Here is a 23,881-nt window from a genome sequence, read left to right as displayed (position 1 = left end):
ACGAAATTGTAATCTAATGAAAACTATGAAATCTACCTTTTTAAGTCTTGTATTCTTGCTGATCGGCTATGTATCGTTAGCACAACAAACCGTTCTGGAAGCATTAGATGAAATTGCGATCATTGATCAAAAGATCATGATGCCCATGCGCGATGGGGTTCGGTTGGCTACTGATATTTACCGGCCTAAAGGGCAGGAGAAAGTTCCTGTCATTTTCTCCAGAACCCCTTATAACTTTAATTCCTGGGGAGATGGAGAAGAACGGACCAGGACCGCTGAAAGAGCTTACGAAGCGGTAAAAAGGGGCTATGCCTATGTTGTTCAGAATGAAAGGGGGCGCTATTTTTCAGAAGGTGAATGGGAGATTTTAGGGGTACCACTAACAGATGGATATGATGCTTTTTCCTGGATGAGCTCTCAACCATGGTCCAATGGAAAAATCGGACTTTTAGGGTGCTCATCTACTGCAGAATGGCAAATGGCTGTGGCAGCTTTGGATCATCCTTCACTTGGCGCTATGGTTCCGCAAAGTTTTGGTGCCGGGGTAGGCAGGGTAGGCGACTACTATGAACAAGGTAACTGGTATAGAGGAGGGGCAGAGCAGATGCTCTTTTTTGCATGGTTATACGGGGTGGAGCACGATACCTTTAAGCCAAGGATCCCTGCAGGGGCTACCCAGGAAGATCTTATACGTATTTCCAGATTCTATGATCTGGCTCCTGAAAACCCACCGGTAGATATGGCAGAGGCTTTAAAACATTTGCCTATTCAGGATTTTATTAAGAATATTCCGGGAAAAAAAGAAGTGTTCGACAAGATGGTAAGACGAAAACCAAATGACAAGGCCTGGTTTGAAGGGGGCCTCTACCACGATGATATGGAGATTACTGTTCCGGGATTTTGGTTTGCTACCTGGTACGATGTTTCCATTAGCCCCAATTTGGCCTTGTATAACCATGTCAGAACAAATGCCAAGGATGCAGCAGTTAAGGATAATCAATATCTGGTTATAGCGCCAACGCTGCATTGTGCCTATACACGGGCCACTGAAAATACGATAGTTGGAGAATTATCGGTAGGGGATGCCAGACTAAATTACGAGGAACAGATTTACAGTTGGTTTGATCTGTGGTTGAAAGGGGACGCCAACGACTTTAAATCAAAAACACCCAAGGTGCAGTATTATACCATGGGAAGCAATCAATGGAACTCCTCCGAGACCTGGCCACCTAAGCAATCAAAATTACAAACCTATTACTTCCATAGCGCCGGATCGGCAAATAGTTTGTTTGGCGACGGTAGCCTGAGTCTGACAAAACCAGCCGGGGATGAAAAGCCCGATACCTTTATGTACGACCCGATGAATCCTGTCCCTTCCTATGGTGGCAATGTTTGTTGTACCGGAAATGCAGTTAAAGGAGGAGCCTTTGACCAACAGGGCATGGAGACCAGGAATGATATCCTCGTGTACACCTCAGATGTACTGGAAGAAGGCATAGAAATGACAGGATTCATAGAATCTACCTTATACCTCTCTAGCGATGTTAAGGATACAGATCTTACTATTAAACTGATAGATGTTCATCCGGACGGAAGTGCTTACAACCTCGATGAAACTATTCAGCGGGTGCGTTACAGGGAAGGCTATGAAAAGGAGGTCTTTATGGAAAATGGCAAAGTCTACAAGGTAGATCTAACGCCTATGGCCACGAGTAACTTCTTTAAGAAAGGCCATCGTATCCGCATAGAAGTATCGAGTAGTAATTTTCCAAGATTTGCCCGGAATTTAAACACAGGGGGGAATAACTATGATGAGAAGGTGGGCGTGGTCGCTACCAATACCATTCATCATTCGGCTACCCATCCCTCACAAATAAAATTGCCAATCATGCAAAAATAGGGAAGCCTGGCAATGGGATCATGGTTTAAAAGGGTAGTTTAGGAATACCTTTATAATCCTAAAATGTTATGAAAAGGGGTATTATTCGGTTAAAGTTCGTTTTGCTTGTCCTGGCCTCCGTATGCTATAGTTATGCACAAGAAAACTATGCGGCACAAAGGCAACGCATGTTGAAGGAACAATTAGAACCACGAGGTATTACAGACAAAGCAACACTAAAAGCAATGGGAAGTATTCCCAGGGAATACTTCGTCCCGGAAGCACAAAAACCCTTTGCTTATCAGGACAGGCCATTACCTATCGGAGAGGGACAAACCATTTCCCAACCATTTATGGTGGCCTATATGACTCAAAAATTAGAGTTAAGTACGTCGGATAGGGTATTAGAAATTGGCACTGGTTCCGGGTATCAGGCAGCCATACTTTCCCAAATGGTCGATTCTGTTTTCACCATTGAAATAATAAATTCCCTTGCACAAGTGGCAATTCAGCGAATGGTCAACCTGAATATACGGAATGTTGCGGTTCGAATAGGGGACGGATACTATGGCTGGAAGGAGAAGGCGCCATTTAATGCCATTATTGTTACCGCGGGGGCGGAACGCATCCCCCTTTACCTGGTAGAGCAACTAGCCGAAAATGGGAGGATGATGATTCCTATTGGACCCAATAACGGAGTCCGACAATTGGTCTTGATAAAAAAGAAAAAGGGGAAGATCAAAACCAGAAATTTAATGCCGGTACGATTTGTTCCTTTTGTACGCCAAAAACAGTAACCCTATTGTTTTTATTTCCAAAGACAGACAATGCTTTCTTTTAAAGAAAAGGCTGCCATTTTTCTCAAAATATTGCCCTTAATTAATGGGTTTTAAAGAGAAAAAATAGTAAATTTAGGATGCTTAGAGAATAGGATAAATACGCTGTTTATCAGGGTATCTACCCCCTTCCAAGTACATTCCTTAGAAAGCCCCTTCTGTACCACCTTTTGATGTGGCTTTTAATTTTTATAATACGATCTAAAGACCTAAGATTATGAAAGTATTCGATGATAAACACATTAAAAATGTTGTATTCGTAGGAGCCCATCAAAGTGGAAAAACAACCCTGGCAGAGACCATGCTTTTTGAAGCCGGATTGATCAATAGAAGAGGGACCGTGGAAAATAAGAACACTGTCTCGGATTATCACGAAATAGAACATGAGCGGGGAACCTCCGTTTTTGCCACCCCACTGCATACAGAGTGGCGAAATTACAAGATAAATATCATTGATACCCCCGGCCTCGATGATTTTGTGGGTGAGATCATCTCTTCGATCCGAGTTGCAGATACCATTCTTACCGTCATCAATGGCCAGTATGGCGTTGAAGTAGGCACCGAGATCATCTGGAGTTATATAGACCACTATCAAAAACCAACGGTTTTTGTGGTGAACCAAATAGATCATTTAAACGCGAACTTTGAACTGAGTTTTCACAGTATAAAATCGCTTGTTGGGAACAATGCCGTACTTATTCAGTATCCCATTAGGATGGATGGTGCTCAATGCATCATTGACGTGTTAAAAATGAAATGCTATAAGTTTGGTCCAGAGGGAGGAAAGCCTGAAAAACTGGCAATTCCGGAAGATCAAAAGGAACGTGCTAATAGGCTTCACAACGAATTGGTGGAAAAGGCTGCGGAGAATGATGAGAATCTTATGGAACTATTCTTCGAAAAAGGCACTTTAAATGAGGATGAAATGAGAATTGGGATCAAAGCAGGCATGTTGAACCATGAACTGTTCCCAGTATTTTGTGTTTCTGCCTTAAATGATATGGGTAGTGGCCGTCTTATGGGTTTTATTGATAACGTAGCACCTGCAGCTGCCGATCTAAAGCAGGAACAATCTGTGGAAGGAATATCTATTGAACGGCAAAAGGAAGCACCTACCGCTCTTTTTGTTTTTAAAACCGTATTTCAACCCAGCTTGGGGCAGATCACTTTTTTTAAGGTTAAATCTGGTGAGGTTCGGGTTAATGACAAACTGGTGAACGCAAGAAATGGTGAAACAGAAGTGCTGAATCAATTATTCATCATGGACGGAAAGAACAGGGAGAATGTAAATAAACTTACCGTAGGTGATATTGGGGCAAGCCTAAAGCTAAAACATACAGAAACGAACGATACCCTGAATACAGAAGGCTCTGAAGTTACCATTAAACCCATACAATATCCCGCTTCGCGAACAAGAAGGGCAATATCTGCACTTAATAAGCAAGAAGAAGAAAAATTAAGTGATGCCCTCAAAAAGATCCATAGTCAGGATCCAACGGTAATCATTCAGTATTCTAAAGAATTGCGACAATTGATTTTGGGCTGCCAGGGTGAATTGCATTTGGCTACTATAGAGTGGAGTTTAAAGAATAATTATGGTATTGAAGCTCATTTTGAACCTCCAAAGATAGCATACAGAGAGACCATTCAGAGGACGTCTACGGCAAGTTATCGTCATAAGAAACAATCAGGAGGAGCAGGGCAGTTTGCCCAGGTGCATATGAAGATAGAACCCTGGAAAGAGGGGATGGTAGAACCTCAGGGTTTTAATATAAGAGGCAAGGAGGAAATTGACCTTCCATGGGGTGGAAAATTAGTATTTTATAATTGTATAGTAGGTGGGGTGATAGATACTCGTTATTTGCCATCCATTAGAAAGGGTATCTTGGAAGTAATGGAATCCGGTCCGCTTACCGGCTCTTTTATCAGGGATGTTAGGGTCATGGTATACGATGGTAAAATGCACCCTGTAGACTCCAATGATATTGCCTTTAAAATTGCAGGGGCACATGCTTTTAAGGAAGCCTTCCTCAATGCAAATCCAAAACTTCTGGAGCCAGTCCAGGAAGTGACTGTAAAAGTTCCGGAAGATACAGTGGGCAGTGTGATGACCGATCTGCAGTCCAGACGTTCCATCATACAGGGGATAGATAGTGTTGATCACTTTCAGATACTCAAGTGTGCAGTGCCGGAAGCAGAACTTTACCGGTATTCAACAGATCTGAGATCACTGACTCAAGGGAAGGCAACGTTTAGTGCCGTATTCTCCGCCTTTAAGGCAGTGCCTAATCATATTCAGCAAAACCTGATAAGTTCTTTAGATAAATAAAATGTTGTTTTAAAGCATTTTTGAGCATGGCATCATGGTTTTTAAAAACGACTATATAGACTTTCATTGTCATCCTGCACTAAAACCCTTTGGTAAAAGTTTTAATCAGCTTCCTATAGGAATAAATAGCAGCGATAGAAGACGAAAAAAGAGTCTTTGGCACTATGACCCTCCTTCTACCTTCGATAAGCTTATAAATTATCTGAGCGGACTTACAAAGTTTTCACAGTCTAATTTTACGGCACTTTCTCTAGGAGGCGTAAGAACAGTATGTGTCTCTTTATATCCGTTAGAAAAGTGGTTTGTTCGCAACAAACTAAAAAATGAACTTATACTTGATCTGGCTTCTAATTTTGCCTTGGGGATAGGGGCGAAGCGGGTAGATCATATTCAGGGTATTAAGGACTACTATCAGGACCTGCTCCTGCAGTATAATTATTATCAACAATTAGATGGAAAGGTCTTTAGAATTGCAGGAGGCAAGTTTAGATATAAGCTGGTGAGGAATTATTCTCAGATAGAAGAAATCCGCGCGGAAGATATCTCCTCAAAAATACAGACCATTGCTGTCATAATTACTATTGAAGGACTCCATGTTCTTAATACAGGGCTGGGAAGCCAACCAGATGAAGATGAAGTTTTGGCCAATCTAACTGCGATCAAGAATTGGCAAAACAGGCCTTTTTTTATTACCATAGCCCATCATTTTTGGAATCATCTGTGTGGACATGCATCAAGTCTTACCGGGGTCGTGAAAAAGTTCGCTGATCAAACTGAAGGCCTCGATACTGGTTTCACTTCCCTTGGGAGAAAGGTTTTAAAGCGAATGCTCGATGCTTCTCAAGGAAATCGTATACTGCCAGATATTAAGCATATGAGTGTAGCTGCCCGGGAAGAGTATTATGCGCTCCTGGACAGTGGTAAAGATGAATTTAAAGACATCCCTATTGTGATAAGTCATGGGGCATGTAACGGACTTGCTTCCTTTGTAAATGCCGTGCCAGCTTTCCCTGAAACTGCTAAGTTGTTAAATCCGGCCACGATCAACTTTTACGATGAAGAGCTTATCCGGGTGGCCAGCACAGGAGGAATTATCGGACTGCAATTAGATGAACGGCGTATTGCCAATAAGGCAACCATAAAAAAAGTAAAGCACTCTGTGAAACGACATAAGATTATGCATTACCGCTCAGAATTACTTTGGAATCAGGTGCGCCATATAGCAACTGTTTTAGATGCCAATGATTTATTTGCATGGGACTGTATGGCTATTGGATCAGATTTTGATGGAATCATTGATCCCTTGAACGGATTTTGGACGTCAGAGGAATTACCTTTTCTGGCCGACTTTCTTGAAAGACATGCGTATAACTATATGAAGGAAGCTACCTTTAATAAGCCTGAAAACAAGATTAGTGCCGATGATATCGTGAACAGAATCTTTTCAGAAAACGGCAATAGGTTTCTTGCAATGTATTTCAGATAAAGATTATTGTAACCAGGGATTTATTCCCGGCCTGGGCTTTCTGCCTCAGACAAACTTCTTATTTTTTTAGTACATTCGTTGAAAATTAAGTGCTATGGAAATATTTATACAAATACTTCAGGGTATAGTTGGGATCAGTATATTAAATGTATGGCTGATTCAATACAATAAACCAACACGATGGCGGGGAGGGAAGGCCACTACCATCTTAGAAGAATTTCAAGTTTACGGACTACCATCCTGGTCTTGTTATGTGATTGGCACCTTAAAAGTTGTATTGGCAATTCTATTGCTGGTAGCCATTTGGTATCCCGACCTGAAACTGGTCGCAGCTTCTGGTCTGGCATTCTTACTGGCAGGATCAATCTCTATGCACTTTCGAATAAATGATCCATTGATAAAATCTTTCCCAGCGTCACTATTTATGGCTATGTGTCTTCTTATTATTTTTTATGGATAGGGAGATCTAGGTCACAAGCCCGGCAAAAGGCTGACAGCTAAGTATGCACTTAAGATGGCATAGGTAAGGGCGGGTAAAATAGCCAGTAAGGGATCCTTGATCTTGATCCGGATTACAACCCCTAACAGCATTAAAATTGATAAACAGGCAGACGCCAACAAGCCTATCGGTGGGCTTAAGAAAAATCCGAAAATGAGGCCTGCTCCTCCTAATAACTGCAATCCCCCAACTGTTTTTCTTAGATGGGGAAGCCTGTAACGTTCAAATTCGTGTTTCATCCTTGGCAAAAGAAAACAACCAGTTCCAAAAAACAGAAAAGAAAAAGCCAGAAAAAAGAGAAGGAAAGTAAGTGGTTCCATTTGGGAATCGGTGAAGCTCGATAGCATGGCCGCAAAGGTAATTAAAATCTCTCTTTATACAGGTTTTGTACAAACTAACAGCGCATTTAATAAAAGACAGTAGAGTACATGAGCAGAATTCTTTAATTTTGAAGAATTGAGATTATGAGTACGAAAATTAGTATCATTGGAGCGGGATTAAGTGGCCTGGCCGCGGCCATAACTCTTGAAAAAGCCGGATATAAACCGGTTATTTTTGAAGCTACTTCAGAGGCAGGGGGACGGGTTAAAACTGATTTATTTGAAGGTTATCAATTAGATCATGGTTTTCAGGTACTTTTAGATGCTTATCCCAAAGCACAGGAATATTTCAAGTATGACGAGTTGCAGCTCCAGAGGATTTTACCTGGGGCTATTCTTTTTAATACCGGTAAGTCAATGATCATAGGCGATCCCAGTAGGCATATGGGATTTTTATTTTCTACCTTATTTTCTGGACTTGCAAGCATAAAGGACGTATATCTGTTATGGGTGTTGTACAGAAAATTACAGAAAACCCGGGATGAGGACATTTTTAAGGAAGAAGAGATCAGTACGCTGGCCTACTTAAGGAAAAGAGGATTTTCAAATCGGATTATTAATGTATTCTTCAAGCCATTTTTTACCGGTATCTTTTTAGAAAATGAGCTAAAAACATCCTGCAGGATGTTTTTGTTTGTGTTTAAAATGTTTGGAAAGGGATATGCAACCATTCCGAAAGGAGGGATGGGAGAATTACCACTGCAATTATTAAAGAGATTACAGCACACAACAATAAACTACGATTCTCCCATTGCAAAGGTTGAAGAAGGTAAGCTAATACTAAAGGACGGGCAAGAGTTCACCTCAGATATCATTTTAATAGCAACCGATGTGGCAGGAATTTTCAATAAGCCCCAACAAAAACAACTATCATGGCATAGCTGTGAAACCTTGTATTTTGAGACTGAACAGCGGAAAATTAAAAAACGTATTATCGGACTTATTACGGATTCGAATGCCCTTGTGAACAATATTTTTTACCCTAGCAGTTTGGGTTATGAGAGCAAAGGGGAGAAGGAATTACTCTCTGTAACCGTAGTGCGGGAACATTCATTATCCGAAGATGAATTGGTAAGGAAGGTTTCAGAGGAGTTGAAAGGTTTTTGTGATATTAAAGAACTCCGATACCTGAAACGTTTTACTATATGTAAGGCCCTTCCATCCCTTACTCACCTTACACACTCTTGGGATGAAGAACACGGAAGACTGGGTAATACCATTTATAGTGCTGGAGATCATCAGCTCTACGGCTCCTCCAATGCTGCATTGTTGAGTGGTGAAATGGCGTCTAAGGCTATTATAGCAAACCTTCAGAAACAAAAAAACCGCTCGAAAGCGGTTCCTTAATCAAATATAGATTGATGCTTAGTCAGCTGGCATTATTACTGTATCAATGGCGTGAATTACACCATTTGATGCAGGCACATCTGCCATGATCACCATACTCGCATTTCCTTTGGCGTCAACTAATTTTACACTTTCTCCTTCCAGAGATAAGGTAATTTTGTTGCCTTGAACTGTTTCAACAACAAAAGATCCACCGTTAGAGTTGATCGCTTCCACAACTGCCGCAGCAGGATACTTGCCGGCCACCACATGGTACGTAAGCAAATTTATCAAGGCATTCTTGTTTTCGGGCTTTAATAAAGTCATAACAGTTCCCTCCGGTAATTTGTCAAAACTGTCATTTGTTGGAGCAAAGACGGTAAATGGTCCATCACTACTTAAGGTACCCACTAAATCGGCAGCTTGTACTGCGGCTACCAAGGTGCTGAAATTCTCATTCCCGCTGGCTACTCCTACAATTGTTTCTGTCTCCATGGTATCATATGATTCTGATGTCATTTCAGTATCTTCCGTTTCCATGGTTTCGTCCATATTCTCTTTTTCTTTTTTGGTTTCCCCACAAGCAACTAGCATTAGTGCCATCAGGATCATTGTACTTAGTACTCTCATTTTTCAGTGTATTTAAAGTTATTCGGGAAAGATAGGGAGAAGAGTGAAGCGCAAATATTAAATTTTGTTTAAATATTTGCTAAAAAAGTTAAACATGTGCTAAAATACCCAATAAATGCCCTTAATGTGAAGAAATTTAATTTATTATCCATGGTCAGGATTGTCCTGAACAGTTTAAATAATCTAAATAAGTAGAATACATATGAACAGAGCGCAACTTTTATTGCAACCCATAAGCCTTGGATCACTTCATTTACCCAACAGAGTGGTGATGGCTCCTATGACCAGAAGTAGGGCAGACAACAAAGAAAACAAACCAACCGAGGATTTACAGGGAACCTACTACCAACAACGAGCTTCCGCTGGACTTATAATTACCGAAGGTTCACAGGTATCGGAACAGGCGGTTGGTTATATTAATACCCCAGGGATCTATTCAAAAGCTCAACTAAAAGGATGGAAGATGGTAACTGAAAAAGTGCATGCCTCGGGGGGTAGGATCTTCATCCAATTATGGCATGTAGGCAGAATGTCTCATCCCGATTTCCATAAAGGTAACCTGCCTCTGGCTCCTTCGGCGATCAACCCCAATGAAAAATCATACACCCCAGATGGCTTTAAAGATACTGTTACACCTAAGGAGATGACATTAGATGACATCCATAAAACAATTAAAGATTTTGCGAATGCCGCAACAAATGCTATGGTTGCGGGCTTTGATGGGGTTGAAATTCACGCTTCTAACGGATATCTGTTCCATCAATTTTTTAACAGAACAAGCAATACAAGAACGGATGCCTATGGAGGGAATATCGAAAACAGGGCGCGATTCTTATTTGACGTCCTGGAGGCGATCAAAGAGCGAATGCCTGAAGACAAGATAGGAATACGATTAAACCCCTCCCTGCATGGGTCCTTTGGAATGACCATGGATGAAGAGACCATCCCTACCTTTGATTATATAGTGCAAAAGCTCAACGACTACAACCTGGCGTATCTTCATTTGTCCGAGCCTTTTACGGATGTATCTGAAGTGCCTTTTGCGGTGACAAATATTGCAAAGCATTACAGGCCCTTGTACCGGGGTAAACTAATGATTAATAATGGTTTCGATAAGGAATCCGGGAACCGAATCCTCGAAGAAGGCCTGGCAGATCTTGTTGCTTTTGGTAAGCCCTATATTTCAAATCCGGATCTTGTGGAACGCTTTAAACAAGATGTTCCTTTAACGGACTGGGAAGAAAACACTTTCTATACGCCTGGAAAAAAAGGCTATCTGGATTATGAAAGAAAAACAGCGGAAGTAAGTGCGGCACAATAGCCACCTATTTCGTATTTTAGTACAATTATATTTTAAAATAAAAATGAAGAAAACAGCGCTAATATTGATTGTTGGACTTGCTATCCTAATTACATCCTGCAAATCAGATAAAAAGCAGGAGACAAAAGTGCAGCCGACTACTGAAGTAAAATCCCTTACAGGGAAAGAAGTGACCTACGCCACTAATTCTACCACCATGAAGGGATACCTTGCCTATGATGGATCCAAAGAAGGTAAACGTCCCGGTATTCTGGTAGTTCACGAATGGTGGGGGCATAATGCCTATACCAGGGAAAGGGCAGATATGCTGGCGGAACTGGGCTATACTGCCTTGGCGGTGGATATGTACGGAGATGGGAAACAAGCAAAGCACCCGGATGACGCAGGAAAGTTTTCGGGGATGGTGATGCAAAATATTGAGGAAGCAAGAGCGCGCTTTGAAGCGGCACTTGAGCTTTTAAAGTCTCAACCTTCGGTAGATTCCACAAAGATTGCTGCAATAGGATATTGCTTTGGAGGAAGCGTGGTTCTTACCATGGCTAATGCAGGGGAAGATCTGGATGCCGTGGCTGCCTTTCATAGCGGAGTGCAATTGCCCATTATGCCAAATGATGGGATCAAGGCCAGAGTGTTGGTTTGTAATGGTGCTGCAGATCCTTTTGTTTCTGAGGAGTCTGTAGTTGCCTACAAAGAGGCCATGGATAAAGCAGGAGCCAACTATGAATACATTGCCTACGAGGGCGCACAACACGCCTTTACCAGTAAGGAGGCGGATTCCCTGGGGCAGAAGTTTAACCTTCCCCTGGCATACCAGGAAAAAGCGGACAAAGCTTCTTGGGATGCACTACAGAAATTATTAAATGAAACGTTCAATAAATAATTTATAAACATCTATAAAACAATATTTTAAAATGAAATTTACAAGAAAAGCAAAAGCTCATTGGCAAGGTAGTGGAAAGGAAGGAAAAGGAAAACTAACCACAGATAGCACCGTATTAAATAATACACAATATTCCTTTAAAACCCGGTTTGAGGATGGTGTAGGGACCAATCCCGAAGAATTGATAGGTGCGGCCCATGCAGGGTGTTTTGCCATGCAGTTGAGTTTCCTCTTAGGGGAGGCAGGATTCACTCCGGATGATCTTGTGGCCAATGCCAGCGTGTTATTCGAAGATGGAAGTATCACCAGTGTCACACTAGACCTAGATGGGAAAGTTCCTGGAATTAGTAGTGATAAATTCACTGAGATTGCCAATAAGGCAAAAGAGATTTGCCCAATATCCAAGTTACTGAATACAAAGATTATACTTAATGTGACTTTAAAGTAGGCAGGATTTTACTACTGAGAAAGGATGGTCCGCAGGATCATCCTTTTTTTATGTTTGAATGCTTTGCACGGAAATCCTTCTTCTGAATTAAGATTCAATTAGATAATTCTTACTTTAGTTTTCACCAAAAAAGGAATAATATGAAACTAAAAGGCAAGACTATTCTGGTCACAGGTGCTTCCAAGGGGATAGGATACGCCATTGCAGATTATCTTTTGGAACATGGTGCTAAGGTAGGCGTGCACTATCACTCTGGTAAGGCTGGGGCAGAAGCCTTAATTCAAAAATACGGAGATGATCATGCTAAAGCACTACAAGCCGATTTATCTAATAGTGAAGAGGTATTATTGCTATTTGAAAGAGCGGTAGAATTTCTCGGGAAGATAGATACACTTATTTTAAATGCAGGGGTTTTCATTCCACATCCCATGGATACCGGCGTAAAAGAATGGTACCGCATATGGAAACAGACGCTTGCTGTGAATTTAGATGCTGTAGGACTAATGACCAAAGTCGCTCTGGATCATTTTATAATAAACAAAAGTGGAAGGATCATCTATATCGGCAGCAGGGCGGCCTTCCGCGGAGAGACCCAAGAATATCTCGCCTATGCGGCCTCAAAAGGCGGACTCACCTCTCTGGCGAGGAGTGTGGCGCGTTCGTTTGGGAAATATGACATCAAGGCCTTCGTAATAGCCCCTGGATTTACAAGGACTGCCATGGCCGAACAATTTATTGGGGAGTATGGGGAGGCCAAAGTGCTAGATGAAATCGCCCTGAATAAACTCACAGAAGTAACCGATATTGCTCCGCTGGTTGGTTTTATTAGTTCCGGAGACATGGACCACGCCACAGGAACAACTATTGATATTAATGCCGGGAGTTATATTCATTGATCCTATCAGGTATTTTAATACCCCACTAGTTTTGATTCCATACATTTTATAAGGGTTTTGGATAACTTTTTTAGTTGCTTGGGACAGTATTTGTATGGTTTCGTCCTTTTTCGGTTGTTTCTTTTTGGAAGAAGTACTTCTTTCGCTTCCAGGAATTCAAGCACTTAATTATTTCAAAAACTAAGTACCAGAATATGGGGCACTAAAGGGCCATAACCAGCCAAACAACCCTTAAAAGAGCGTTTTGAACGCTCTTTTTTGTTTCACGATGTGAAAGAGGGTCATTTCCTTGTGAGTTGCCTAGATACTTACTACCTTTAAACCCATAAAATCGGGGAATGGCAAGATCACAACAGACATATAGTAAAGGGGAAAGAGAAAAGAAACGCCTTAAGAAACAGGAAGAGAAACGCAAAAAGAAAGAAGCAAGAAAACTTTCTTCAAATGAGAATCCTCAAGGTATTCCATTTGCCTATGTAGATCATTTAGGAAATTTGGTAGATACTCCTCCAGATCCTGCAAACAAAATCAAGGTAGATGCGGACGATATCATCCTAGGTATTCCAAAGAGAGAAGAAGGAGACAGAGAACCTTTCGATCCTGTTAGAAAAGGAAAAGTATCTTTCTTTGACACCTCCAAAGGATTCGGCTTTATCATCGATACAGAGAATAACGAAAAATACTTCACCCATGTCAGCGGACTCATTGATGAGATCGCCGAAAACGATTCTGTTTCTTTTGAATTGGAAAAAGGAATGAAAGGCATGAACGCTGTTCGTGTTAAACAGATCTAATTCAATTATATTTTAAGTTTATTTGTAAGGCTTTAAAGGAGTCCTTTTTTGGTCACTAGTTGCTAATGTATATTGAACTAAATATTGATGCTTAGTCCAAGACTGAGATCTGAGGAATAATCTCTGCTGCTACCCGGAACAAAGCTATTGTAGAAGTACGTAAATTGGGTTGTAAAACTCAGAACAGTACTTATGGGAAATTGTGCCTGTAATTGTTGAAAAATACGATAGTTACCCAGGTCACTGTATTTTGGCTGAAAATAAAGAGTTTCCGTAATGATTACCTTTGATTTTGGCAAACTAACAGAGAAAGACACATAGCTACTATTCCGATTGTTGTAATACGATATCTCATTTGTATCCAATTTTTCAAGTTCATACATGTATGCGTTTCCAAAATAAGCCTTTACCGTAGGGGTAGAGATAAATTTTAAGCGAAGTCCGGCCCCAATTAACTTTCTATTGTTTATGGTAAGCAAGGCGTTGTACTGATTCTGTATAAAGGCTTCAAAGCGAAATACCTTGGTAATCTTTTGATTGTATCTGAGATGTAAAAAGTAGGAATTTTGAAAGTCCTGGTCCTTGCTCCGCTCGGTATTGTAACTGCCGATAAACATGTAGATCCTCTTAAGATCTTTTGATTTTATTTGAGTGGCAAGATTTGCCGTAAACTGTGAGAGATAGTCCCCGTTATTGTTGGAATAGTCGAATAACAAATCACTTTTTAACACAAAGCGAATGGAGTCTACTTGTATTCGCTGAGATTCTATATTTACCAACTGTCCGAATGCAGTGGGGATAAAACACAAGAGTGTCAAAAGGAAGAAATACAGTTTAAATAAATTCAAAATACCTATTGTTTCTAGCTTATAAAGCTATTCAATTAATCTTGATACTGCCTACTTAAGTCCGTATTTATAAAGTTTATTCAGTATCTTGTTGAGAATTAAAAATCTAGGACGCATCCAATGGTGTGATCATTATAAATAACCAAAAAAAACCAACATTATGAAAACATGTCACAAGCTGAAAGGCAATGCACTGTTACTACTTTTGCTTTTTTATTCGCTAAGCTATGGGCAAGGAACCGACCCGGTTGTGATTACACTTACCGTAGACACAGAACAATTAGGGAATGATAGAAACATGCCCGGGGGTTGCACCCTCACGGCCGTCCCAAGCTCGGTGGTGATCTCCACAGATAGTAATCCTAAATCTTTTACCATTCAGGTTAAGGATGGCACCGAAATAGAATGGGTAGGAGTTACTACCAAAGGGGAGGATGTGAAAATAAAAAATATTAAATGGATAAGGGGTATTAATATCTTCAATAAAACAAATATTCCAGGTCAAAATAGTGGGGGAAAAGAAAAGGTAAAGGATAAAATTAAGCGGAAAACAGCCACTGATATGGATTATGAATACTTAATTGAATTCAAAGTTCAACGCGAAGGTAAATATACACTAGATCCAAAAATAAAAGTGAATTGATCCAATAAGATCAGGTTAAATAAAGTTAGGGGAAGATACATCCTGAATCAAAGGATTGTCTATCCCCTTTATTAAATATTTCAAAACTAAATAATACGCATGCGTCTACCACTACAATTAATTGTTTTAATGCTGGTAATGATGTCCAACAAAACAATAGGACAGGATGTTCATGAGATTACCCTTTTGGTAGATACCAAGAACAGTGTACCCGAGAAGGCTTATGAATTGAAAGCCGGGAATAAGACCACTGTTTTAAATTCAAGTACACAAGATACTTTTACGATCTTTGCCAGTGTGGGAGATCAGATAAAATGGAAGGCTTTGTCGTCTTCTGAGTTAGATGTTCCCGTAACTATAAATCACATAAAATACCTTAGTGGCCCAAGGATTTTTAGCTCAGATCTCATTCAGGGTAAAAAGATAACACAGGCAACGATTATTCGGGGAGGAAGTGAATTGTATACATATCAAATAGAGTTCAAAATTGGGACCAGTGCCCAAGTGCATACTATTATTTCTAAGGTACGAATAGGGGATTAAACAAAGACCACTGTATAATTGGTATAATATGAAGCGCTTTTTATTACATATACTTCATTATCCTATAAAGCTATTCTGTGCATTTTCTATGCTCCTTTTTATATGGCCCGCTTGCGTGGCACAAAATCAAATACTTGCAGATAGTCTCGTAAAATACTACGAATCCGGGGAGTACACCCCTGAGGAACTATTAGATCTTCTTGCAGATATTGCATCCAACATTCCGGACCCGGATCAATCTTTGTTTTACAGCGATCTTTTGCTTGAAAAGGCTATTGCAGCCGATTCAAATCAGTATCTCTACACGGTATATCTTCAAAGGGGAAACGCCCTGGAAACCAAAGGGGATCTCAGTAAGGCCCTGGAAAGCTATTTTAAGGCCGTAGATATTGCCAACGAAAGTGGGAACAAAAATTATCTAGGTCGCATATATACCGCCATTGCCGCAGTTTATGCCGGGATGGGAAACAAACAGAGTGTAATTCAGTACTATTCCAACGCCATATCGATCCTTAAGGATACAGATACGCTGTCTTACGCCATCACGATGGAAAATCTGGGGGATGCGTATCTGGAATGGGGACAGCCAGATTCTGCCTTGCTTTTTTTCAATCAGTCAGGTAAAATATTTAAGGAAATAAGTGATAAAAGGATCTACTATGCCTACAACAGGGGTAATACAGGCCTGGCCCTGGCACAAAAAGGCCAGGATGAGCAGGCAGAGGGTAATATTAGTGAGGCGATCACCATCCTTGAAGAATTAGGCGATTACCGGCCTATTACGGTCTACCTATGGTATATGTCAGACATCTATGCTAAAAAAAATGACTGGGACGCCGCATTTAGTTATTCCTTGCGTTCTTTAAATCTTGCAAGACAATATGGACTAAAAGCCGAAATAAGTGGGGCTTATTTAAAACTTTCTGAACTATATGAGCAAACCGGATACTCTTCGGCTGCGCTGAAATATTATCGCAATTATATAGCCTTTAAGGATAGTGTTCAGAATATAACCGCGGTACAGCAGATGGCGAATTATGAACTGGCACAGAAACAACGCGAGAATGAGCTTCTGGAACAAAAAAGAAGAACCCAAAAGATCATAACCATTGCGGTAGCTGTCGCACTTTTTCTTATTATTCTTTTGGCCATTGGGCTTTTGAGGCGAAATATCTATATAAAGCGAACCAAGGCTATCATTGAAAGAGAAAGAGACCGTTCCGAGCATTTGTTGCTAAATATCCTGCCCGAAATAACAGCGAACGAACTAAAGGAATCTGGTGAAGTAAAGGCCAGCAAGGTGGAATCTGCCACGGTAATGTTTACTGATTTTGAAGCATTTACGACCCAGGCAGAACAGGTAGATCCTGAAATACTTGTTTACAGCCTTGGGTACTATTTTTCAGCATTTGATGATATCATTGAAAAGTACGGTCTCGAGAAGATCAAAACAATCGGAGATTCTTATATGTGCGCAGGCGGATTACCTTTTCCTATAGAAGATCATGCCGTGAAAATGGTTACCGCGGCTTTTGAGATACTCGACTTTGTTGAAAAAGCGATGGCAACAGAAACCAGCCTGCTTTCTTTTAAGATCAGGATTGGCATCAATACAGGGCCGGTGGTTGCAGGGGTAGTGGGGAGTAAGAAATTTTCATATGACATCTGGGGAGATACGGTGAATATTGCTTCCAGATTGGAGGCAACTTCCGAATCAGGAAAGATCAATATTGGAGAATCTACCTATTTACTCATAAAGGAAACTTTTGATTGCGAGTACCGGGGTATAAGGGACCTCAAGAATCGCGGATCCGTCAAAATGTATTTTGTGAATGGATATACCAGAGCAGGAATATCTGCCTTACTTAAAAGTAAGTCAGTAGGGAGCTCCTGACAGATCAATTTTTAGAGAAGCTACTTCTTTTAAATATCTAGAATTCCGTATCTTAAGGCAAAATACAATAGCATGCCTCTTTATATGGACCGTCATGATATTCCGGATGAGATTAAACCGGAGCACGTTGCGCAGATGCATCAGGAAGACTTAAAAGTGCAGCACTTATACGGGTGTAAGGGAATGACCTATTGGTGTGATAGTGAAAGGCATACAGCTTTTTGTTTAATTGAAGCACCTAACAAGGAGTCTATTCAGCAAATGCATAATCATGCGCACGGCAGCTTTCCTCATAACATAATTGAAGTAGACGCCCATTTGGTAGAATCCTTCCTTGGACGAATTGAAGATCCCAATAAATCTGTTGATACAGATCTAAATATAATAGATGATCCTGCCTTCCGGGTGATCATGGTCATTGAAACTGCAGATCAACTATACAGAACAGAAGATCAACAGCTTAGTATTTTTACTCAAAAGTTTCACCGGAGCGTAGCTAATTCACTAAAACACTTTGAAGGATCTATTGTTCGCGAAAACGACAAATCATACTTGGTCTCTTTTAGATCGGTTACCAATGCTGTACTTTGTGCCCTGAAGATCCAGGAGAATTTTAAGTACAGCTATCCTAAACTTAGGAATGAGCATCAGGGCCTGAATATAGGTATTTGTGCCGGGGCTCCTGTGACGGATGAAGAAGGGATCTTCACCGAATCCTTGGTTTTAGCTACACAGATGTGTGAGATCGTAAAAGAACCGCTCGTTATTTCCTCAGAAATCAAACACCTGTACGAAAATGAAAATAGAAACGCGATTATTGACAAAGAACACATTCGTGTTTTAAAACCCAAAGAAGAACACTTCCTTTCAGAATTGGTTGCCTTCTCAGAAGCAAATTGGAATGGCCCCAACTTTAAGCTGAGTAATTTGTGTAAAGCATTAGGGCACAGTACTTCTCAAACGTATCGAAAAATCAAAAAACTTACCGGAAAGGCACCTAATACCTTTATGAGAGAGTTCCGATTGAACAAAGCTCTCGATCTATTACACAGGCAACAAGGTAATATTTCAGAGATCGCCTTTGAAACAGGATTCAATAGTCCTACGTATTTCACCAAATGTTTTAATGACGCCTTTGGTATTCTTCCCTCTAAATACATCCAACTATTTCAGGCGTAAAAAACTTCACGCCATAAATGACTCAAAATTGTAAGTCTTTGATTTAAATGTGATCATTATCGTGCATTGGTATACCTAGCTTTGGGTATAACCAATAATTCAACAATCATGAAAAACACGCTTTTTGATCAATTAGGTGGAACTTCTGGTATTTCCAGGATTGTAGATGACGCCGTAGAGGCCCATATGAATAATCCTGCGGTAAATGCAAGGTTTTTGCCCTATCAGACTCAGCCAGATAAGATGGCCATCATCAAACAACACACCATCGAATTTTTTAGTATGGGCAGTGGCGGTCCACAAGTCTATAACGGAATGGACATGGTTACCGCACATACTGGTATGAATATTAGTGCTTCCGAGTATATGTGTGTAATTGACGACATATTCCTGGCCCTGGATAAAAACAAGATGACCGAAGAAACAAAAAAAGATGTTCTGGCCATACTCTGGTCCTTAAAAGGAATGATCATCGCCAAATAAGTATTTACAACCTTAACATCACTACTAATTATGAAAACAATAAAAGAATTAGATAAAGAGAGCATTTCAGAATTTGCTTCTCACCTAAGGGGAACCTTGGTAATGCCCATGGACAGTAACTATGATGAAACCAGAAAAATATACAATGGGATGATTGACAAACATCCCGGTATGTTTGTGATGTGTGTGGATGTAGCTGATGTTATGGCCACCGTAAACTTTGCCCGTGAAAACAATATTCTATTGGCTATCCGAGGTGGAGGTCATAATGGAGGAGGCCTGGGTCTTTGTGATGATGGCTTGGTGCTCGATCTATCTTTAATAAAATACATCCGAGTTGACACCTCTAATAATACAGTACGGGTAGGTGGTGGAAATCTATGGGGCGAAGTGGATCACGCTACACATCCTTTTGGTTTGGCAGTGCCTGCCGGAATCATTTCAACAACCGGCGTTGGGGGCCTTACCCTGGGTGGTGGGGTTGGACATTTATCGCGTAAATACGGTTTAACCATAGATAATTTGCTGGAGGCCGATATGGTTTTGGCAGATGGTTCCTTTGTAACGGTGAGTGCCACACAGAATACCGACCTCTTTTGGGCCATTAGAGGTGGGGGTGGAAATTTTGGGGTTATAACTTCCTTTAAATTCCAGGCGCATCCCGTAAAGACAGTTTTTGGTGGTCCCACCTTATGGCCCGTCGAAAAGACCGAGGAAATAATGGCCTGGTACAACACCTTTATACAGTCGGCCCCCGAGGAACTCAACGGATTTTTTGCTACCATGATCATTCCCGGACCACCATTTCCTGAGAGTTTGCATCTAAAACAGTTCTGTGGCATTGTATGGTGTTATGTGGGGGATCTTTCAAAAGCCAACGAATTATTTAAACCCATATTAGCCATGGATCCATTGTTTCAGCACGTTGGGGAAATGCCTTATCCTTCCATACAATCCATGTTCGATGGTTTATTGCCACCCGGACTTCAATGGTATTGGAGAGGAGACTTTTTTAATGATCTGAATACAGAGATCAGTGCTCAGCATTTGAAATTCGGATCCAAAATCCCGACGCCTTTATCTCAAATGCATTTATACCCTATCACAGGAGCTGCATCCAGAGTGGGTAATGAGGAGACCGCCTGGGCCTATAGGGACGCCAAATATTCTGGTGTCATTGTAGGAGTAGACCCCGATCCTAAAAATGCAGATAAAATAACGCGTTGGTGTAAGGATTATTGGGAAGGACTGCATCCTCATTCTGCCGGCGGTGCCTATTCTAATTTTATGATGAATGATGAAGGGCAGGAACGTGTTAAAGCAAGTTATAAACATAACTATGGTCGATTAAAAAAGATCAAACAAGTATATGACCCATCCAATCTTTTTAAGGTAAACCAAAATATACTTCCGGATTAGGGTAGTTACTACTTATGAAAATGTTACTGAAGATGGTGTTGCAGAAGTAACACCATCTTTTATTATGCAAGGATACTCTCGTGCCCCGAATCTTTCACAAACAGGCAGGAACTATTGGTTTTAACTACCATTTCTTTCACAAAATCGAAACTGAGATTTTCTTCCATTCCAAAAATATTCAGGTCTGCAGAAGGGGCATTATCTACTACATGCTTAAAGGTGCCCACATACACCTCAGTAATGGTCTGAGGTAAGCGCGCCAAATTGATCAGCGAATTCAGGAATTCGCGGGCGTTCTGTTCTTCTTTAGGATCGCTGATCACCGTTATGAGTCGGATCTTCGCATTCCAGTTAAGTTTCAGTTTATAGGCTATGAGTAGGGACAGATCCAGGTTGCCAATATCCCAGCCGATGTTCCAGTTAGTCTGCCTGTCACTGATCCAGACATTAATGATGTTTCTTTCTCCCAGCAGGGCAGTAGGATGTGCCACATACAACAGCACTCCAATTTCCAGACGGATAGACTCTTTTATGATAGGGCGCAATTCTACCTCATAATCGTCGTGCTCCTGTAAGTTCAGAAAAACAATATTGGGTTTAAAGAAGGCGCCTTGTAAAGCCTGACTTCCGTAATTGATCCCTTTGGTGAACTCGTCCGTGTGGATCACCGTCCAGGAAGAGAAAACACCTTTGATCCTGAAAGATTCAGAGATCTTAGCCAATTGCAGGGCCAGCGTACTCTTCTCAGAAAAAGGTTCTATTCCCAATAGCTTTATAGAACCCTTTGGTTTAGCGATGTTGCGCAAAAAAGGAAAAATGCCTTTTACCCCGTTAATATCGCGCACTGGCACCATTAAATTGGGTTTCCAGGCGCGTTGCTGCATTTTTTTCATCCCCCAGGTGTGTTTGGCGGCCCATTCTGCAAAGGATACAAACAAGCCCGAACGAACATCTTCAAAAGGGGTCTCTAAATTCTGTCTGGATAGATACCAATAGACTACAAAAACAATCATCACTGAAAGTAAACTAATGGTTGGGTTGATGATAAACATTGCGAAGACCGAAGAGATTAGTCCGACCCAAGGCACCCAACGATGAATTTTAAATAAGGGCCGGTAGCTGATCAGACCCAGATTTTGTTCAATGATGACCACTATATTGATCATGGCATACGTAATCAAAAAGAACAGGGTTACCAATGGCGCCACCGCATTGATATTTCGTAACAGCATAGTTGCAAAGATCAGGACTCCTGTGATCAACATGGCATTTCTTGGTTGTCCGTTCGCACTTTGTCCGGCTAAAAAAGTGGAGTAGGGCAGTACCTTGTGTTCGCCCATGGCAAATAAGATCCGGGAAGATCCCACAATGGAGGCCAGGGCCGACGAAAAGGTAGCTCCCAAGATGCCTGCAAGGATCAACGGACCAAAATAGGCTTTCTCTACGATCACATAGTAGTCTGCCAATAATTCGGCCTCTGTGGCACTGCGTGCGATCCAATAGGCAAGTAACATATAGATAACAAAGCTTACCCCTATGGCCCACAAAGTACCCACAGGTATATTTTTTTTTGGATCCTTGAGTTCTCCGGACATATTGGCACCTGCCATAATTCCTGTTGCCGCAGGGAAGAATACCGCAAATACAATCCAGAAATTACTTCCACTAAAGTTATTTTCTACAGATCCCTGAAATGATCCGAATCTCAAAGCTTCTGTAGTTGTGTTGAACATAGATCCTTCATAAGCCGCTAAAATGATGGAGATAAAAGAAAGTACAATGATCCCCATGATGATGTATTGTGTTTTAATGGCAAGATTAGCGCTCACATAGGCGATCCCAAATAATAAGGTAAAAACCATCACGTCTACCAAAAAAGGATTATGATCGGGAAAAATACCCAGCCAACCTTCCCGAAAACCAAAAATATACATCGTAACCGCTAATCCCTGAGAGACGTATCTTGGAATGCCTAAACTACCGCCTACTTCCAATCCCAGTGCCTGTGAAACAATGGCATAGGCACCCCCGGCACCTATTCTGATGTTCGTAGTAATCGCCGACATGGAAAGCGCCGTACAAAGTGTGATAGCAAACGAGATGATAATAATCAACCAGGTTCCGAGGAGTCCGGCGTTACCTACCACCCATCCCAGGCGCAGATACATGATCACCCCTAAAATTGTAAGTAAGGTGGGGGTAAAGACCCCGCCAAAGGTCCCAAATTTCTTCTGTTGCACTCCCTTGGTTTCCATAGGTTGTTTAGTTGATTGGCATATTGAAGGAAATATACACAATATCAACATCACATTTAATCCTAACCCTTTAATTTATCACAAAATAATAGGCTGATATGTATAATTAGAAACAGTAATAAAGTGTTATTCTTACTACCTTTGAAGGGTTTAATCCAAAACAATTTCCTTGCCTTCTAGAAGTAGATTGCAACCAATATTTATAAACTTATGGCAAAATACAAGTATACCATTCAACTACTGGAACTTAAAGAAATACATGAGATTCCTCAGGTATGGACGGAAGATGAGTTACGCAAACTACTTCAGTTTGTGGAGTACGATGATGTGCAGGAGATCCCCGCAAATGAACTAAAGGATATGGCCTGTTTGGCACTGACAGATTTTGAGGTAGAAGAGGCCGCCGTCAAAGTATTGGAATTTAGGATAGGGGACCGACTCAATAAGGGTCAACGTCAAAATCTTGCCATTGAATTACAGGACGACAAAATTTGGGAGGAGTACTCAGATCTTAGTTTACACGAGGAACTATTTCATGTGTCTTGCATGCTGTACTGGGCTTTTCCTAAAAATTTCAAAGAACCGGATATTGCCAGATTAAAACTGTCCATAAAGTCTTTAACACCAGAATCTGGCAAAAATATTGCAAATCTAACAGCCGCATTCATTACGCGGGTATTAAATGATGGAATGGACAAACACAACCTTCTAAACAGGTTGTTCGATGAATCCCTGGAGGCAAATACTTTTGTGGAGGCCGAAGATATAATATGGCAATTTAAGACTGAGGGGACTCAGGATAATGCCAAGGAACAAACTGTAGTGATCTATACCTCCTGGAATTGGGTAGAAGACCTGAAAGGAATCTCTGAATGGGAATCCACGGCTTACGCAGATGGGCAATTAGATTAAA

The 23,881-nt window shown here is 41.0% G+C and carries 22 protein-coding genes; 18 read left to right on the top strand and 4 right to left on the bottom strand.

From position 1 onward, the window contains the following. The first annotated feature begins 25 nt into the window (after positions 1-25). The 5 genes from WBM49_RS08015 to WBM49_RS07995 all read left to right on the top strand — a co-directional run bounded on the left by WBM49_RS08015 (position 26) and on the right by WBM49_RS07995 (position 6,990). Positions 26-1,900, top strand: a complete 1,875-nt coding sequence (locus WBM49_RS08015) for a CocE/NonD family hydrolase (protein WP_424371532.1) — start codon at positions 26-28, stop codon at positions 1,898-1,900. A gap of 68 nt (positions 1,901-1,968) precedes the next feature. Then, complete coding sequence (locus WBM49_RS08010) at positions 1,969-2,676, top strand: protein-L-isoaspartate(D-aspartate) O-methyltransferase (RefSeq protein WP_424371531.1); 708 nt, start codon at positions 1,969-1,971, stop codon at positions 2,674-2,676. A 256-nt stretch (positions 2,677-2,932) separates the two neighbouring features. Further along, a complete protein-coding gene (locus WBM49_RS08005) occupies positions 2,933-5,044 on the top strand; it encodes an elongation factor G (protein ID WP_424371530.1) in 2,112 nt (703 codons plus the stop codon). Between the two features lie 34 nt (positions 5,045-5,078). After that, positions 5,079-6,530, top strand: a complete 1,452-nt coding sequence (locus WBM49_RS08000) for a membrane dipeptidase (RefSeq protein ID WP_424371529.1) — start codon at positions 5,079-5,081, stop codon at positions 6,528-6,530. Positions 6,531-6,624: 94 nt separating this feature from the next. Then, positions 6,625-6,990 (top strand): DoxX family protein, encoded by a 366-nt coding sequence (locus WBM49_RS07995; RefSeq protein ID WP_424371528.1) that lies wholly within the window; start codon positions 6,625-6,627, stop codon positions 6,988-6,990. Between the two features lie 11 nt (positions 6,991-7,001). On the opposite strand, the gene WBM49_RS07990 is transcribed toward WBM49_RS07995, so the two are convergent. Then, entirely contained in the window at positions 7,002-7,349 is a 348-nt protein-coding gene (locus WBM49_RS07990) for a DoxX family protein (protein ID WP_424371527.1), read from the bottom strand. 144 nt (positions 7,350-7,493) lie between these two features. On the opposite strand from WBM49_RS07990, the gene WBM49_RS07985 reads away from it, so the two are divergent. Further along, positions 7,494-8,756, top strand: a complete 1,263-nt coding sequence (locus WBM49_RS07985) for an NAD(P)/FAD-dependent oxidoreductase (protein ID WP_424371526.1) — start codon at positions 7,494-7,496, stop codon at positions 8,754-8,756. Between the two features lie 18 nt (positions 8,757-8,774). Here WBM49_RS07985 and WBM49_RS07980 read toward each other — a convergent pair whose 3' ends face one another. Further along, on the bottom strand, positions 8,775-9,365 hold the full coding sequence (locus tag WBM49_RS07980; protein ID WP_424371525.1) for a fasciclin domain-containing protein: 591 nt from the start codon (positions 9,363-9,365) through the stop codon (positions 8,775-8,777). A 202-nt stretch (positions 9,366-9,567) separates the two neighbouring features. Between WBM49_RS07980 and WBM49_RS07975 the strand changes: the two genes are divergently transcribed. The 5 genes from WBM49_RS07975 (at position 9,568) to WBM49_RS07955 (ending at position 13,704) form a co-directional block, all read left to right on the top strand. Beyond that, complete coding sequence (locus WBM49_RS07975; RefSeq protein ID WP_424371524.1) at positions 9,568-10,686, top strand: alkene reductase; 1,119 nt, start codon at positions 9,568-9,570, stop codon at positions 10,684-10,686. A 43-nt stretch (positions 10,687-10,729) separates the two neighbouring features. After that, complete coding sequence (locus WBM49_RS07970) at positions 10,730-11,566, top strand: dienelactone hydrolase family protein (RefSeq protein WP_424371523.1); 837 nt, start codon at positions 10,730-10,732, stop codon at positions 11,564-11,566. Between the two features lie 31 nt (positions 11,567-11,597). Next, the gene (locus tag WBM49_RS07965; protein ID WP_424371522.1) at positions 11,598-12,014 is read left to right on the top strand and encodes an OsmC family protein; all 417 of its coding nucleotides are present in this window, start codon (positions 11,598-11,600) and stop codon (positions 12,012-12,014) included. Positions 12,015-12,154: 140 nt separating this feature from the next. Then, a complete protein-coding gene (locus WBM49_RS07960; RefSeq protein ID WP_424371521.1) occupies positions 12,155-12,910 on the top strand; it encodes an SDR family NAD(P)-dependent oxidoreductase in 756 nt (251 codons plus the stop codon). A gap of 338 nt (positions 12,911-13,248) precedes the next feature. Further along, on the top strand, positions 13,249-13,704 hold the full coding sequence (locus WBM49_RS07955; RefSeq protein WP_424371520.1) for a cold-shock protein: 456 nt from the start codon (positions 13,249-13,251) through the stop codon (positions 13,702-13,704). A 77-nt stretch (positions 13,705-13,781) separates the two neighbouring features. Here the strand turns inward: WBM49_RS07955 and WBM49_RS07950 are convergent, their stop codons facing one another. Beyond that, positions 13,782-14,552, bottom strand: coding sequence for a DUF481 domain-containing protein (locus WBM49_RS07950; RefSeq protein WP_424371519.1), 771 nt, complete (start codon positions 14,550-14,552; stop codon positions 13,782-13,784). A 160-nt stretch (positions 14,553-14,712) separates the two neighbouring features. Between WBM49_RS07950 and WBM49_RS07945 the strand changes: the two genes are divergently transcribed. The 6 genes from WBM49_RS07945 (at position 14,713) to WBM49_RS07920 (ending at position 20,713) form a co-directional block, all read left to right on the top strand. Next, positions 14,713-15,195, top strand: coding sequence for a hypothetical protein (locus WBM49_RS07945; RefSeq protein ID WP_424371518.1), 483 nt, complete (start codon positions 14,713-14,715; stop codon positions 15,193-15,195). Between the two features lie 99 nt (positions 15,196-15,294). Continuing rightward, positions 15,295-15,738: a hypothetical protein gene (locus WBM49_RS07940; RefSeq protein ID WP_424371517.1), complete on the top strand. Its 444-nt coding sequence runs from the start codon at positions 15,295-15,297 to the stop codon at positions 15,736-15,738. Positions 15,739-15,853: 115 nt separating this feature from the next. Further along, the gene (locus WBM49_RS07935; protein ID WP_424371516.1) at positions 15,854-17,632 is read left to right on the top strand and encodes an adenylate/guanylate cyclase domain-containing protein; all 1,779 of its coding nucleotides are present in this window, start codon (positions 15,854-15,856) and stop codon (positions 17,630-17,632) included. Between the two features lie 72 nt (positions 17,633-17,704). Continuing rightward, positions 17,705-18,811, top strand: a complete 1,107-nt coding sequence (locus WBM49_RS07930; protein ID WP_424371515.1) for a nickel-binding protein — start codon at positions 17,705-17,707, stop codon at positions 18,809-18,811. Between the two features lie 108 nt (positions 18,812-18,919). Beyond that, a complete protein-coding gene (locus tag WBM49_RS07925) occupies positions 18,920-19,294 on the top strand; it encodes a group I truncated hemoglobin (protein ID WP_424371514.1) in 375 nt (124 codons plus the stop codon). Positions 19,295-19,324: 30 nt separating this feature from the next. Further along, positions 19,325-20,713: an FAD-binding oxidoreductase gene (locus WBM49_RS07920; RefSeq protein ID WP_424371513.1), complete on the top strand. Its 1,389-nt coding sequence runs from the start codon at positions 19,325-19,327 to the stop codon at positions 20,711-20,713. 62 nt (positions 20,714-20,775) lie between these two features. Here the strand turns inward: WBM49_RS07920 and WBM49_RS07915 are convergent, their stop codons facing one another. Then, positions 20,776-22,968 carry an amino acid permease gene (locus WBM49_RS07915; RefSeq protein WP_424371512.1) on the bottom strand — a complete coding sequence of 731 codons (2,193 nt, stop codon included), beginning with the start codon at positions 22,966-22,968 and terminating at the stop codon, positions 20,776-20,778. A gap of 210 nt (positions 22,969-23,178) precedes the next feature. Between WBM49_RS07915 and WBM49_RS07910 the strand changes: the two genes are divergently transcribed. Then, the gene (locus tag WBM49_RS07910) at positions 23,179-23,880 is read left to right on the top strand and encodes a hypothetical protein (protein ID WP_424371511.1); all 702 of its coding nucleotides are present in this window, start codon (positions 23,179-23,181) and stop codon (positions 23,878-23,880) included. Position 23,881 lies beyond the last annotated feature (1 nt).

The organism is Muriicola sp. (genome assembly GCF_049669965.1).
Lineage (GTDB): Bacteria > Bacteroidota > Bacteroidia > Flavobacteriales > Flavobacteriaceae > Muriicola.
Note: the sequence above shows the minus strand (reverse complement) of the source record. Positions and strands in the feature narration are given on the sequence as shown.

Bases quoted from the DNA above. Each gene is read 5' to 3' on its own strand.
- WBM49_RS08010 (WP_424371531.1), top strand. From the start codon at position 1,969: ATGAAAAGGGGTATTATTCGGTTAAAGTTCGTTTTGCTTGTCCTGGCC.
- WBM49_RS07975 (WP_424371524.1), top strand. From the start codon at position 9,568: ATGAACAGAGCGCAACTTTTATTGCAACCCATAAGCCTTGGATCACTT.
- WBM49_RS07985 (WP_424371526.1), top strand. From the start codon at position 7,494: ATGAGTACGAAAATTAGTATCATTGGAGCGGGATTAAGTGGCCTGGCC.
- WBM49_RS08015 (WP_424371532.1), top strand. From the start codon at position 26: ATGAAATCTACCTTTTTAAGTCTTGTATTCTTGCTGATCGGCTATGTA.
- WBM49_RS07970 (WP_424371523.1), top strand. From the start codon at position 10,730: ATGAAGAAAACAGCGCTAATATTGATTGTTGGACTTGCTATCCTAATT.
- WBM49_RS07980 (WP_424371525.1), bottom strand. From the start codon at position 9,365: ATGAGAGTACTAAGTACAATGATCCTGATGGCACTAATGCTAGTTGCT.
- WBM49_RS07920 (WP_424371513.1), top strand. From the start codon at position 19,325: ATGAAAACAATAAAAGAATTAGATAAAGAGAGCATTTCAGAATTTGCT.
- WBM49_RS07925 (WP_424371514.1), top strand. From the start codon at position 18,920: ATGAAAAACACGCTTTTTGATCAATTAGGTGGAACTTCTGGTATTTCC.
- WBM49_RS07965 (WP_424371522.1), top strand. From the start codon at position 11,598: ATGAAATTTACAAGAAAAGCAAAAGCTCATTGGCAAGGTAGTGGAAAG.
- WBM49_RS07940 (WP_424371517.1), top strand. From the start codon at position 15,295: ATGCGTCTACCACTACAATTAATTGTTTTAATGCTGGTAATGATGTCC.
- WBM49_RS07960 (WP_424371521.1), top strand. From the start codon at position 12,155: ATGAAACTAAAAGGCAAGACTATTCTGGTCACAGGTGCTTCCAAGGGG.
- WBM49_RS07995 (WP_424371528.1), top strand. From the start codon at position 6,625: ATGGAAATATTTATACAAATACTTCAGGGTATAGTTGGGATCAGTATA.
- WBM49_RS08000 (WP_424371529.1), top strand. From the start codon at position 5,079: ATGGTTTTTAAAAACGACTATATAGACTTTCATTGTCATCCTGCACTA.
- WBM49_RS07915 (WP_424371512.1), bottom strand. From the start codon at position 22,968: ATGGAAACCAAGGGAGTGCAACAGAAGAAATTTGGGACCTTTGGCGGG.
- WBM49_RS07910 (WP_424371511.1), top strand. From the start codon at position 23,179: ATGGCAAAATACAAGTATACCATTCAACTACTGGAACTTAAAGAAATA.
- WBM49_RS07955 (WP_424371520.1), top strand. From the start codon at position 13,249: ATGGCAAGATCACAACAGACATATAGTAAAGGGGAAAGAGAAAAGAAA.
- WBM49_RS07990 (WP_424371527.1), bottom strand. From the start codon at position 7,349: ATGGAACCACTTACTTTCCTTCTCTTTTTTCTGGCTTTTTCTTTTCTG.
- WBM49_RS08005 (WP_424371530.1), top strand. From the start codon at position 2,933: ATGAAAGTATTCGATGATAAACACATTAAAAATGTTGTATTCGTAGGA.
- WBM49_RS07945 (WP_424371518.1), top strand. From the start codon at position 14,713: ATGAAAACATGTCACAAGCTGAAAGGCAATGCACTGTTACTACTTTTG.
- WBM49_RS07930 (WP_424371515.1), top strand. From the start codon at position 17,705: ATGCCTCTTTATATGGACCGTCATGATATTCCGGATGAGATTAAACCG.